The sequence below is a fragment of the Enterococcus sp. C57 genome (assembly GCF_040887305.1).
Lineage (GTDB): Bacteria > Bacillota > Bacilli > Lactobacillales > Enterococcaceae > Enterococcus_B > Enterococcus_B hirae.
The window spans coordinates 330,562-343,154 of the sequence record NZ_JBFOFP010000001.1 but is presented as its reverse complement, the minus strand read 5'-3'; the positions used below and the strand labels follow the sequence as shown (position 1 = coordinate 343,154).

At 34.5% G+C, this 12,593-nt stretch carries 14 protein-coding genes; 3 read left to right on the top strand and 11 right to left on the bottom strand.

From position 1 onward, the window contains the following. The first annotated feature begins 232 nt into the window (after positions 1-232). Complete coding sequence (locus AB5M32_RS01570) at positions 233-1,681, top strand: helix-turn-helix domain-containing protein (protein ID WP_368024250.1); 1,449 nt, start codon at positions 233-235, stop codon at positions 1,679-1,681. A 98-nt stretch (positions 1,682-1,779) separates the two neighbouring features. Here the strand turns inward: AB5M32_RS01570 and AB5M32_RS01565 are convergent, their stop codons facing one another. From AB5M32_RS01565 to AB5M32_RS01555, 3 genes are all read right to left on the bottom strand, one after another. Beyond that, entirely contained in the window at positions 1,780-1,980 is a 201-nt protein-coding gene (locus AB5M32_RS01565) for a cold-shock protein (RefSeq protein ID WP_010719711.1), read from the bottom strand. A gap of 123 nt (positions 1,981-2,103) precedes the next feature. Beyond that, positions 2,104-2,712: a superoxide dismutase gene (locus tag AB5M32_RS01560; protein ID WP_034867853.1), complete on the bottom strand. Its 609-nt coding sequence runs from the start codon at positions 2,710-2,712 to the stop codon at positions 2,104-2,106. Between the two features lie 97 nt (positions 2,713-2,809). Further along, positions 2,810-3,274, bottom strand: a complete 465-nt coding sequence (locus AB5M32_RS01555; RefSeq protein WP_010719713.1) for a GtrA family protein — start codon at positions 3,272-3,274, stop codon at positions 2,810-2,812. A gap of 240 nt (positions 3,275-3,514) precedes the next feature. On the opposite strand from AB5M32_RS01555, the gene AB5M32_RS01550 reads away from it, so the two are divergent. Continuing rightward, positions 3,515-4,312, top strand: a complete 798-nt coding sequence (locus AB5M32_RS01550; protein ID WP_025480226.1) for a DUF1189 domain-containing protein — start codon at positions 3,515-3,517, stop codon at positions 4,310-4,312. A 100-nt stretch (positions 4,313-4,412) separates the two neighbouring features. On the opposite strand, the gene AB5M32_RS01545 is transcribed toward AB5M32_RS01550, so the two are convergent. The 8 genes from AB5M32_RS01545 to mltG all read right to left on the bottom strand — a co-directional run bounded on the left by AB5M32_RS01545 (position 4,413) and on the right by mltG (position 11,011). After that, a complete protein-coding gene (locus AB5M32_RS01545) occupies positions 4,413-5,360 on the bottom strand; it encodes a phosphoglycerate dehydrogenase (protein ID WP_053766087.1) in 948 nt (315 codons plus the stop codon). Between the two features lie 128 nt (positions 5,361-5,488). Further along, positions 5,489-5,782, bottom strand: a complete 294-nt coding sequence (locus tag AB5M32_RS01540; protein WP_010719716.1) for a HesB/YadR/YfhF family protein — start codon at positions 5,780-5,782, stop codon at positions 5,489-5,491. Positions 5,783-5,794: 12 nt separating this feature from the next. Next, on the bottom strand, positions 5,795-6,460 hold the full coding sequence (locus AB5M32_RS01535) for a TrkA family potassium uptake protein (RefSeq protein ID WP_010719717.1): 666 nt from the start codon (positions 6,458-6,460) through the stop codon (positions 5,795-5,797). A gap of 85 nt (positions 6,461-6,545) precedes the next feature. Beyond that, positions 6,546-7,178 carry a response regulator transcription factor gene (locus tag AB5M32_RS01530; protein ID WP_010719718.1) on the bottom strand — a complete coding sequence of 211 codons (633 nt, stop codon included), beginning with the start codon at positions 7,176-7,178 and terminating at the stop codon, positions 6,546-6,548. 6 nt (positions 7,179-7,184) lie between these two features. Further along, the gene (liaS, locus tag AB5M32_RS01525; protein WP_010719719.1) at positions 7,185-8,252 is read right to left on the bottom strand and encodes a two-component system sensor histidine kinase LiaS; all 1,068 of its coding nucleotides are present in this window, start codon (positions 8,250-8,252) and stop codon (positions 7,185-7,187) included. Next, the gene (gene liaF / locus AB5M32_RS01520) at positions 8,249-8,980 is read right to left on the bottom strand and encodes a cell wall-active antibiotics response protein LiaF (protein WP_010719720.1); all 732 of its coding nucleotides are present in this window, start codon (positions 8,978-8,980) and stop codon (positions 8,249-8,251) included. Before liaF ends, liaS begins: the two co-directional genes overlap by 4 nt. 230 nt (positions 8,981-9,210) lie before the next feature. Continuing rightward, positions 9,211-9,690: a transcription elongation factor GreA gene (greA, locus tag AB5M32_RS01515; protein WP_010719721.1), complete on the bottom strand. Its 480-nt coding sequence runs from the start codon at positions 9,688-9,690 to the stop codon at positions 9,211-9,213. A gap of 142 nt (positions 9,691-9,832) precedes the next feature. After that, entirely contained in the window at positions 9,833-11,011 is a 1,179-nt protein-coding gene (gene mltG / locus AB5M32_RS01510) for an endolytic transglycosylase MltG (protein ID WP_010738164.1), read from the bottom strand. 193 nt (positions 11,012-11,204) lie between these two features. On the opposite strand from mltG, the gene AB5M32_RS01505 reads away from it, so the two are divergent. Continuing rightward, the gene (locus tag AB5M32_RS01505; protein WP_228196955.1) at positions 11,205-12,377 is read left to right on the top strand and encodes a serine hydrolase; all 1,173 of its coding nucleotides are present in this window, start codon (positions 11,205-11,207) and stop codon (positions 12,375-12,377) included. Positions 12,378-12,593 lie beyond the last annotated feature (216 nt).

Here is a 12,593-nt window from a genome sequence, read left to right as displayed (position 1 = left end):
TTATGCTTGGATAAATTATAATGTCATTAAGGAATTTCTCTATATGTCCATTCATGAAAAAAACTAACAGCTCAAATTAAAATAACGTATTTTTCACTTATTTTTTTGGCTAATTTTTATAAAAAATGATTATAATAAATTTTTTTCTCATTTTTCGTAAAAAAAAATGACAAAATTTAATAATTTGTCATTCGGAAAATTTCGAGTATAAAAATATAGGAGGGAAAAATAAATGAATTTCTCTGTCATGTTAGAAAGGAATATCCAAGTCCAATTAACGATCTTGGACAACTTATATCGCTCACAAGTTACTTGTACGTTAGAGGAATTATCGAAAACAGCTCATTGTGACAAACGTTCTGTGCTTCATCAATGTGACTATCTTAAGGTTTTATCTGACGATCACATCACAAAAAGTACAAAAGGCTTCACTTTTTCTGGAACGATCAGTGAGTATCAACTATTACTACTAAAAATCTTGGAACATTCCGCCATCTTTCAATTGTTAAAAGACCTTTGTCTTCAACCTAGAGTTGATCTGGTTTCCTTTGCCACAGAGCAAAAGATTAGTATTCCCTCCTTAAGAAAACATCTTACTCGAATCAATCAGTTGCTTACTACCTATCAATTACAATTAAAGACTTCAAAAGGCTTCGTGTATCTCAAAGGTAGCGAACCACAAGTCCGTTATCTTATTTATTTATTTTTGTGGCAATACTATCAAGGGGTCGTTTGGCCCTTTCCAACCGTTGATTTTCATGAAACCTTTGCAGGGATTGAGTATGCTTTTCAGCTGACAAAACAAAAACCAAATAAACTGAAAATGATTGAATGGTGCTTTATTATTGCTATCACTTTCGTCCGATCAGCACAAGGAAATCAGATGAATCAGAGAGAACTTCCTGATTTTACAGAAGAGATTTGGGATAGCTTTGAAGAGATTACCCATTTCCTTAAACGAATGAGCGTGAAAGCCAAGCTCGATCTTTTGGAAGTCCAATTTTTATTTCTTTGGTTACAAGCACGCCCAGCTTTTTATTTAAAAGACGATCACTTAGAACGAGCCATGAAATTCCATCTAAAAAAAGCCACAGCGATCAAACAATTTCAAAATAGTTTCTATAGCTATATTTATGAAATTGGGTTTAAATCTACACAAATCAACGTAAAGAAAAAATTACTAAATAGTACGATCTTTGCCAACGGGATGAGCGGGCTGTTGTTCCACCGATTTTCCACCATTAAATATGACTTATCAGTCTTTGTAGAAGAAAATTACCCAGCATTCAATCGAGAAATCAATCAATTAGCTTCCCAATTCCAAAAACAGCAACAAGAGCTGTATTGGGTACAATCCTGTCATTTGATCGAAGCTTTTATGATCATTACTTCTCCAACATACTTTGATAAAGAAATAAAGATAAAGTACGAAAGTGACTTGCCACTAAGTATTGAACTGAGTTATATGAGTATGTTGCAAGAACAATTACGAGTTTACTTAAATGTGGTTTTTACAAATGATCTTTTGTTTGAGCCAGACTTAATCATTCGAACAACCGATATGCCGTTAAAGATCCTGACCTATGAAGAAACAATCCCGTGTTTAGTCGCTCCGACTGATATGTCTAGTGAGCAGATTTATCTATTAAGCCAAAAAATCAAGAAACTAGTCAACGAATAACTAACCTGGGTTTTTATAAAATAAAAAAAAGATGGCAGACGCCATCTTCTTTTTATTATTTGAATAGACCGCTAAGCGGGCTTTTCTTCAACAAGTTATTATAATTTAGTCACTTCAGCAGCTTGAGGGCCACGTGCGCCTTCAACAATTGCAAATTCAACTTCTTGACCTTCTTCTAAGCTCTTGAAGCCGTCTCCTTGAATTGCTGAAAAATGTACGAACACATCGTCTCCGCCGTCTACTGTAATAAACCCAAATCCTTTTTCATTGTTGAACCATTTAACTGTTCCATGTTCCATAAATGTATAGCCTCCAAAAAAGTTCTTGCAAGAAACCTTGCATAAATATTATACCGAATTTAGAAAACGCTCGCAAGACTTGCTCAATTTATTTTTCATTCTTTTTTTTAGGCTTGAAAATGATTATTTGGCAGATGATAATCGATTGTTTACTTCTTCCCAGTTCACAACGTTCCAGAAAGCTTCAATGTAATCAGGTCGTACATTCTTATATTTCAAATAATACGCATGTTCCCAAACATCTAAACCTAAAATAGGTGTTTTGCCTTCCATTAATGGTGAATCTTGATTGGCTGTTGAAGTGATCGCTAATTTACCATTTTCCATCACTAACCAAGCCCAACCTGAACCAAAACGGCCAGCTGCAGCTTTTTTAAATTCTTCCTTAAATGTTGCAAAATCACCAAAGGCTTCATCAATCGCTTCTTTAATTGCACCAGTTGGTTCGCCACCAGCATTTGGTGCCATGATTTTCCAGAAGAAGGAATGGTTTGCATGTCCGCCACCATTATTACGTACAGCAGTCTTGATATCTGTAGGGACAGCATCCATATCAGAAAGTAGTTCTTCGATTGTTTTTTCACCTAGTTCTGGATGTTTTTCAATCGCTGCATTTAAATTTGTTACATAAGTATTATGGTGTTTGTCATGATGCAAGTGCATCGTTTCTTCATCGATATAAGGTTCTAACGCATCGAATGCATATGGTAAATCTGGTAATGTGTAAGTCATAAAAAAATTCCTCCTCAATGTGTTTGTTCATAGTGTCTACACTACAAAGAGTAACAAAGAGCAAGGAATTCTTCAAAAATTATGCCTACTGTGGATTTTACTTCTCTTTTTCAGGAAGTTCTTCCTCAATAATGGTTGTCCCTTTAAAAATAAACAATTTACTAAAGACATAATTGGCGACTACCACGATGACTTGGGTAATAATCTTAGCCACATAATCATTTGTGTGCATCACCTGAATCAGCAGCAACATGGAACCCATATCCATACCATAAGAAAGAATCCGATAGAACAAAAATTTACTAAATTCAATAACTAAATGAAAAAAATTAGGTGACTTGGAATGAAATACCCATAATTTGTTCGTTACAAAAGCAAATAAAACAGAACAAATCCAAGAAATAGTATTTGCTATCGGCATACTTAGATGGAGCATCTGTAATGCAATTGCAAAAGTAACGATATTCACGACTGTTGCTAAACCACCAAAAAATAGGTAAATAAATATTTCCCAGTAACCTTTTTCTTCTAAAAATTGTCTCACTCGATAATAAAAATTCATCGTTCATCCTACCTTACTAATCAATTCTTATTCATCATACCTTATTTGTCGCTGGTTTTCATCTTTATTCCTTAAATTCATCTTTGTAACTAGCAAATTTTAACATTCTCGTTATTTTTTATAAAAGCAGGTTCTCACATGAACCTTAAAGGAAGATTGCCAATTGGTATTTCCCCTTGTATTTCTTCTAAGACTTCGCTAGAATTGCTAATGATGACATTATGTATAGAAGGAGTAACTATGACAACAAAACAATTAATTATCAGCTCATTCACGCAATTTAAAGAGCTCAAAAATGCTAGAAAAACCCCGTTCGCTAAATCGGTTCTTTATCTTTTGGTCCTTAGCATCATCATGGCTTTGCCTATTTCCTATCAAGTGTTTCAAGTGCTAGAAAACATCAAACAAGATGGTCAGAAAATTGCCACCAAGATTCCAGATTTTTCCATAAAAAACGGGAAAATTGATGCAGCAGATCATGAAGGTTTCATCTATCAAACAAATTCTATCATCTTTACTTTTGATCCGGAAGGCAAACGGTCTGAAAAAGATATTACTTCTGACTTAGTCGGAAATTTTCTTAGTGTTGGACTACTAAAAAATAAACTCGTCGTAGCTTTACCTAATACCGGTACTACTTTTCTAAACAATAACTCACTTGAACTTGACTATAAAAATGATGCCTTAAAAAATCTAACAGGAAAACAATTGCGTACAACCTTAAGTGAAGCAACAATTCCATTTTGGATCAAGATAGTGACTTTCTTAATTTCTATTTATCCAAGCTTTTTGAATTTGATCGTTACTTTACTTTTAGCTAATTTTGCAGCTTATATTTATGCGCGTTTACGTTTGACTGGCGCTTCTTTTCTTGATTGTTTAAAAACGATGATCTATTCAATCACCCTACCAACAGTCTTAGCCACGATCTTAATGATTTTCTTACCGGCTTTTGACACAAGTGCTTTTATCGCAATAGCAGGACTTTTTATTTTTGCACAGGCGGTAAAAGGCTGGCCAAAAAGCCAAATGATGTAGTTCACGAATGTCAAACATAAGAAACGACTTTCTTCGATTAGGCGGCAACGCTAGTCAAAGAAAGTCGTTTTTTAATGTCAACTATTTTTCTAAGTAAGGATCAATATCCTTTTTTTAATGCCACTTCATTTATCTTAAGCTCTTGATTTGTGACATAGCTTTTAAGATTGGCTAGAAAGATTGTCATTAACTTATTTTGAAAATCTGAGGTTAAGCCAGCGATATGCGGCGTAATCAATACTTGATCCATTTCCCACAATGGACTTTTTTCAGGTAATGGTTCTTCTTCAAAAACATCCAATGCTGCAAAAGCGAGTTGTTCTTCATTTAATGCCTGAACTAAATCAGCTGTTTTTAAAGAAGCCCCACGTCCAACGTTGATGAATAACGCATGGGAAGCGAATTTTTTGAATAATTCATAATTAAAGAAGCCCTTAGTCTGCTCTGTCAGAGGCAAAATATTTACAATGATATCCATATCAGCTACTACTTTTTCCACTTCGTTTAAGGAATACGTTTGACTGAATCCTTCTACTGGATGCCCGGTAGTATTTATCCCATAACTGACCATAGAAAAGCTGTCTGCTTTCTCAGCAACCATCTTTCCGATTTGCCCCGTTCCGATGATCAATAATTTTTGTTTTTCTAATGGCTGATAATGGACATGAGTTCCTAACCATTCTTTCTTTGCTTGTGCTTTTTGTGCTTGGAACAGCCCTCGAGAATAGCCTAAAATCACTCCCATGATGTGTTCAGCTATTGATTCACTATGAATACCACTACCATTTGAAAGTAAGATCCCTTTTTCAGAAAATGCCGTTAGTGGTAAAGTGTCTACCCCTGCCGAGATCGAATGTACCCATTTTAACCCTGGAGATGCTAATAGCTCTTTTTCGTATTGGCGATTCCACCCTAAACTAATTTCAACATTCATCAAATCTGTAGGTTCAAGCTCAGTTTTTATGACATAATTAGGCGCTAATTCAGTCATTTTATCAATAAATTCTTGTCTAAATCCTCGATCTAAATAAATAATTTTTTCTGCCATCTTAGTTACGCATCCCTTCTATTACTAATTGTAATCAAGTGTTTCGTGACTCAGTCTTATGAAAAAAGAGGTAAATATAAAAAAGGAGTTTTCCAAGCTAATGGTAGCTAAAGAAACGCTCCTTTGTTTTATTGTTCTTTGAAATGATAAGTTGGCTCATTTAAAGATGCATCATAATCAACAACAAGATCATACCCCTTGAAAAACCAGTCATCTGCTTCTTCAATAAAAAACAGCATCCCGTCAATGGTTTCTTCTTTGATTGGTCGTTCAGGCTGTTCGACAGACATTCCGATAGAAAAACCATCATGTACTTCTGTCTTGCCGTAGACTTTCCCAAAAAAACGAATCCCATAATTTTCAGGGATGGTTACTTCCTCTTCGAACCATTTACGTGCATTATCTGTTACTGATAATTTCATTCCTGCATCTCCTTATTGATTCATTTTATCGTCTAATATATCTACATCTTCGGTTTCCCCAATTACTAATAAATTATCATTTTCTCTGACATATTCATCTGCTGAAGGTGAAACAACGACCGAACGATCAAAGCGTCGAATTGCTACAACCGTTAGATCATAACGTTGCCTAAAATTCAGCTCCGCTAATGTTTTATTAAAAAATTTGGGATTAGAAACTCGAATTTCTGCAAGAGAAAATTGATCCGATAGTTCTAAGTAATCCAATATATTTTTTGAAACAAGATTATGAGCAATACGAATCCCCATATCTCTTTCCGGGTGAACCACACGATCTGCTCCGATTTTTTCTAACACTCTTGCATGATATTCATTTTGAGCTTTAGCTAAGATGTTGGGAACTCCCATCTCTTTGACCATTAATGTAACGAGGATACTTGCTTGGATATCTTCACCGATTGCAATGATCACATGATCAAAATTTCTGATTCCTAGTGAACGCAATGTCATTTCATCTTGTGCATTTGCTACAACTGCATGAGTAGCGATATTCATATATTCATTGACTCGATCTTCATTGCTATCAATAGCTAATACTTCTTGTCCTGCTTCAACTAAGGTTCGGCAAATACTGCCACCAAATCGTCCAAGCCCGACAATTGCAAAATTTTGTTTCACTTGCTTCCTCCCTTACCTATTTTATTTAAGTATAGCAAAGGCTTTCTAAAAACGAAAGTAAGCTTTCTTTTGTAGAATAAACAATTTATTTAACTAGTCCATGTTTGAAAGCATAAATAGCTGCTTGCGTTCGATCTTCTACTTCTAATTTTGCTAATATATTTGAGACATGGGTTTTGACTGTTTTTAAAGTAATAAATAATTCATCTGCGATCTCTTGATTGCTTTTTCCTTCTGCTATCAGCATCAGGATTTCATTTTCGCGTTTTGTCAATTCTTCATGAAGAATTGGCTCGTTTCTCTTACTTATTTTTTCCATCATTTTTGTTGTTACTTCAGGTTCTAACACTCGTTCCCCTCTTTGAGTTGCTCTGATCGCATCTGCAATTTCATGAGCGGTAGAAGTTTTTAATAGATATCCCGCTGCACCAGCTTCAATGGCTGGATAAACTTTTTCATCATCGATAAAGCTGGTTACAATAATTATTTTTGCTTCAGGCCAGTCTTTTAAAATAGCTTTAGTTGATTCAATCCCATCCATTTCTTCCATAACAAGATCCATCAAAATCACATCAGGTCGTAATTCCATTGCTTTTTCATAGCCTTCTCGACCATTTTCTGCTTCACCGATCACTTGAATGTCTTCTTGAATCGATAAATAAGAGGATACTCCTAAGCGAACCATTTCATGATCATCTACGAGTAATACTTGTATCATTTTCAATTATGCCTCCTTGATCAAAGGAACTTTGATCTCAATACTGGTGCCTTGTCCTTTAAAACTAATAATTTTAACTGTTCCACCAATACCTGCTACTCGTTCCCTAATATTATTTAATCCATAACTACCTGTTTTCGTTTCGTTCATATTAAACCCGGTACCATCATCAATCACTCGTAACAATAAGTTATTATTGATTTTGTGTAAATAAACTTCTAATTCATTTGCTTTAGCGTGACGTAAGGTATTGGATAATAATTCTTGCACGATACGAAAAAGATGATCTTCAATCGAATTGGACAATTTTACGTCTTCGATCTCCCATTTCAATGAAATTTGAATTTTATTTTGTAGTTCTTTTAATAATTGCTCAATTCCTTGTTTCAAACTCTTCTCCTCCAGATTCACTGGGCGAAGATGAAGTAGGAGCGCACGCATTTCAGATTGAGAAGCATTGATGATATCAGCAACCATACGTAATTGTTTGCGAAATATTTCTGAACTATCTGTTTTTTCGGCTTGTTCTGTTAAAGCAGACATCATCATCATCGCTGCAAATAATTGTTGTGAGACAGAATCATGGAGTTCCCGGGCTAAACGATGCCTTTCTAGTTCTAAGATTTCCTCTCTTGTCTGTCCATCCACATACTGGGGTCTGCTAGTGATAATTTGTAGTTCACTGGAAACTTCAATCATTTTTTCTTTTATTTTGGTTATTTCTTTATCAATATCTTGTACATAAATATCATCATTTGCACTGGGAATGGGTTCATTCAAATGACTAGACTCATAATTACCAGAAGATAATGCTCTTAATTTTTCTTCAATTTTACCATACTTTGCTTTTTGGATAAGTGATACTATCAAAAAAACCACTAATCCGACACCTAAGGCAATAGCAAACAAATGAAAAATCAGCGGCACATACAATAGTCTTGCACTTAAAATGGCACGCCACCAATTCGTTTGGTTACTTGCATAAAAATAAGTGAACAACGAAAACAAGATGATTAAAAAAGAAGCCGCTGAGGCATAGATTGCCATCATTAATTTTGATAATCTGCTCATCATACACGTATCACCTCAACGTCACCAAGTAATGTATTCGTGATGATTTTTAACCGTCTTGGGTTTTCATCATAATCGTTACTATAAATTTTGATGGATTCATTTTTTAATGAAAATTGTTCCTCTTCAAATAAAACATTTCCAACAAGTGTCGCATGCTCTAAACTGATGGCGATCCCTAAAGGTACCAAAATTCTCGTTCTACCAATTCCTTTTCGCACAATAACGATATTATCATCCTTTGGTAACAATGTATTGCCAAGATCAATGATCGTATCCCCTGAAATTAAAGCAATATTGATGTCATCCCATTCATAAACATCATTACCAATACGTTGATTTCCAAATAATTGTTGTTTTTTTCGTTCATTATTATGTGTTTTTAATTGATCGGTTTGTACCATGATCATCTGTTTCTTTCGCCAAAAGGTATTTTTTGTTAGATCAATCCCAGAAATTTCAACCCCTTTTAGTCCGATAAACAAGATCGCAAATACTGCCATCAACCATAGTGCAGGGCTATTGACTAAACTAAAGAAAACGATCAAACTCCCTATAATCAATTGAAAATTTCGAAATCCAGATCGTGGATATTTTCTTAATGCTAAATATATGTTCAATGCACCAAACAATACGAGAAGAAGTAATTCTACGTTGTTCACAATTTGCCAAACTGCAAATAGTAATAATAAAGCCTCGACTACGATAAAAAAACGCCAAGAACTATTCATCTTTATTCTCCTTTCATGCACATTCTCATTCTATCATAGCTATTTTTTTAGAAATATACTATAGGACTTGAGATGTAAAGTTTGTCCTAAGTCAAATGGTTCTGGACACTCATTCCTTAGAAAAATAAATAAGCCGAAGAATCCCAAAAATCGGAGAAACGATTTTCTGATTCTTCGGCTTATTGCTCAAAGTTGTAGATGTCACAACTTCATTTTTGTTCAAGTATTTCTTATGCTTGCTCTACTTTAACGATTTTAACTAACATATCGCCACCAGGGGTAGCAATCGTTACTTCATCATTGACTAATTTACCAATCAAAGCTTGAGCAATTGGTGAATCATTAGAAATTTTACCAGAAAATGGATCAGCTTCTGCACTTCCTACGATTGTGTATTCTTCTTCTTCACCATCCGGTAATTCAATAAATGTCACTGTCTTACCAATTGATACTTCATCTGCATCAACACCGTCATTGTCAATGATTTGAGCAAAACGAATCATATTTTCGATTGTTGTGATTCGTCCTTCAACAAACGCTTGTTCATCTTTAGCAGATTCATACTCTGAGTTTTCAGATAGATCACCAAATCCACGAGCGATTTTAATGCGTTCAATGATTTCTCCGCGTTTAACTGTTTTTAATTGTTCTAATTCTTCTTCTAGTTTGGCTTTGCCTTCTAGAGTCATCGGGTAAACTTTCTCAACCATGTATAACGTCTCCTTCTTGATCTATGGAATACCGCAAAAAGTAATCTTTTGAGGAATATAATCCAAAAAAGATTACCACGCTTTTCCTAAAATGTAAATGTTTTTCTATTTTAAATAAATAGTCGATGATACAAATACTATTCTACGAATTATTGACATATTTATCAACTAATTCCAAATGTTCTTCGTAAGTTTTTGCAAAATAAACATCGCCTTTTTTGATATCTGCCACAAAATAGTAGTAATCATTTTGAGTCGGCTCTAATACGGCTTCGATAGCTGCTTCACTAGGGTTATCAAATGGTCCAGGACCATAGCCTGTGTTCGTATATAGATTATATGGAGAGTCGACAGCCGTATCTTTATAAGATACCGTTTCTTTGTGTTCTCCCAAGGCATATAAAACAGAGATATCTGATTGTAAAGGCATATCTGCCTTGATACGGTTGAAAAATACTTGGGCGATGTTTTTACGATCGTTTTCTTTAATCCCTTCTTTTTCAACTAATGAGGCCAATGTCAGGACTTCTTGAACCGTCATATTTTTTTGTTTGATGGTTGTAAAATAAGGCTGTAACACGCTATTTGTCTTGTTTACCATCTGAACGACTAAATCTTTCAACGACATTTTTTTGTAGTAATCATAAGTGGCCGGGAACAAATAACCTTCTAAGCGATATTTGACATTTTGAGCTTTGCTCGCACTGTCCAATAAATCTGGGAATTTTTTATAAAGCTCATTGAAAAACGTTTCATCTTTCATCAAATCTAAAAATTCTTGTTTATCTTTTCCAGTGACTTTCGCTACTCTAGCAGCAATTTGTTCAATGTCGTATCCTTCCGGTATCACGACTTTGCCATCTGCTACTTTAGTTGGCTCTGAGGTGCCACCTTCTTGCAATTGTTTTCCGATCTCATCCAAAGTCATATTTGGTGCCATTTGATAATATCCAGCTTGAAAGCCAGTCATATTTTTAAATTTAGTATAGTAATTGAACACGATGCCGCTTTTAATCACTTGATCTTGTTCGAGTATCTCACCTATTTGTTTATTTGATGAACCGCTAGGTATTTCAATTTGAACAAGTTGATCATTTTTAGGATCCAATGGTTTCAACCCGCTATCCACATAGCGGTAAATGGTGAATCCAAGGACGCCTCCAATGATTAGCAACGTCAAAACGATCACTAAAATGATTTTACCAACGATTTTTTCTTCTTTTTTTCGCAAATTTTTTCTCTGATTAATGACTGCATTCTTTTCAGCAGATTGGTCTGATCTGTTTTTTTTCTCTTCTGGACGTTGTTTGTTTTCTGACAAAACAACTCCTCCTTACTATCAACTTCGTAACTTCATCTATTATACATGATATTTTGATTGACGTGAATTAATTTATTTAAATATTCTATCAAAATTGTAAGTAGTAAATCAAATAAAAACAGATTAAAATTAATATCAATAAATACAATAGTTATTTTAACTATTAGCGAAAATGAAAGGACCTTATGACACAATGATAAAAAAAGGCAAACATGCAAAAAAAGGGTCATTTCCTTTTTTCTCTATCATTCTAGTATTGCTCAGTATCAGCGTACTTTCCACCGGTATGATTATAGGATGGAGTATTTATACGAAAGAACAAGCTAGAAATGATTCCGATTCACTAAAACCTAAACAGACATTATCGCTTACACCTGAAGAAAAAAAATTATCAGAAAAAATCAACCACCTGTTAATTAAACATGATTACATTGGCTCAATTTATGTAAAGAAAAATAATCATGTGATTTTTGAGCGTGGCTATGGTTATGCGAACAAAGAAAATGATCAGTTAAACCGCCCTTATCTTTACTATCAAATTGGCTCGATTCAAAAAGCGATGACAGCTCTGTTAATTCTCAAACAAGTAGAATTAGGACACCTTTCTTTGAATACGAAATTGGCTAAGTTTTATCCTCAAATTCCGAATAGTCAAAAGATTTCCATTGAAGATCTACTTTATATGAGATCTGGGTTGAAACCTACAGCTAAACCTACTACCCCATTATCAGATACAGAGGTCGTTCAATTTGCGGTTCAACATCTAAAATTAGTTGACTACCATACTTATCGTTATGAACCATTAAACTTTACAATTTTAGCGGGTATTTTAATCAACTTAACTCACCAACCTTATGAAAAATTAGTAGAGAATGAGATTATCAAACCTTTGGATTTGAAACAGACCGCTTTTTATGATCAAGTCAAAAACTCTCCGCATCATGCCCTTTCCTATCAGATGTCTGCTAGTGATGATTACTGGAAGCCATTAACTGAATCGCAAACAGCGATCCATAATGAATTAGGGACTGGAAATATCAGTATGTCGGTGCTTGATTTAAATACGTTTTTCACTAAAGTTTTATCAGGTAAAATGATCCCACAGAAATTACTTTTTACATTATGGAAACCCAGTCCTACTGGCCACCCATATCGTGGTGGTGTCTATTGTGGTAATGATTATGTTTTGGCACAAGGAAACATCAATCGTTTCCATTCAGTCGCTGTTTTCAAACGTGATTTGAAAGATGCGGTTGTCATGGAAAGCAACGACCAATCAGATAAAAAAATAAAATTAACTGCTCTAGACTTGCGAAATCGAATTTATAATTTAATTGAAGGGTCCAAGATATTAGAAGAAAATTAATCCTGAAAACGAAAAAGATTATCGTCCCAAAAATTAAGTACGTCATAGTTCAAAAATTTTTTTATTAAAAAAATCGCCATGCAAAAGTTAGAATGTTATCTGTCTTTTGCATGGCGACTGTATTTAGCCGACTATCATAGTTCTATTTCTCAAAGTTTAAGATTTCGTTCCATCCACTTTTCAAGTGTACGAATAAGAACTGTCGACTCTTATTAT